The organism is Vibrio sp. 10N.222.55.C6 (assembly GCF_041473395.1).
Taxonomy (GTDB): Bacteria; Pseudomonadota; Gammaproteobacteria; order Enterobacterales; family Vibrionaceae; genus Vibrio; species Vibrio crassostreae_C.
The window spans coordinates 1-257 of sequence record NZ_JBFRSD010000329.1 but is presented as its reverse complement, the minus strand read 5'-3'; the positions used below and the strand labels follow the sequence as shown (position 1 = coordinate 257).

Below are 257 nucleotides of genomic sequence, written 5' to 3'. Positions count from 1 at the left end.
ATAAACGTAACACCCTAATCCTTTCTTTGAGTGGTGATTTCTTTAAGGAAGTCCGTGCTTATTTAAAATCACAGGATACTTACCCTGACGGGTTAAAGATTATCAGGCCAGAGGGCGTGAAGCAGCCAAGTATTCTGGAGTTTAAACCGTTCAAAAATGGTATTACGTTGCGCGTGATCATGTTTGATTCGGCATTGGGACAGGCTACTGATATTCGTAATCAAATGTACTTGGGTGACGAGAACACGAAAATCGCT

Annotated in this window: 1 protein-coding gene; it reads left to right on the top strand. The window is 41.6% G+C overall.

Features of this window, described 5'->3' with window-relative positions:
• Positions 1 to 257: hypothetical protein (locus AB4486_RS23945; protein ID WP_372119095.1), on the top strand; the 257-nt coding region annotated here is incomplete at both ends.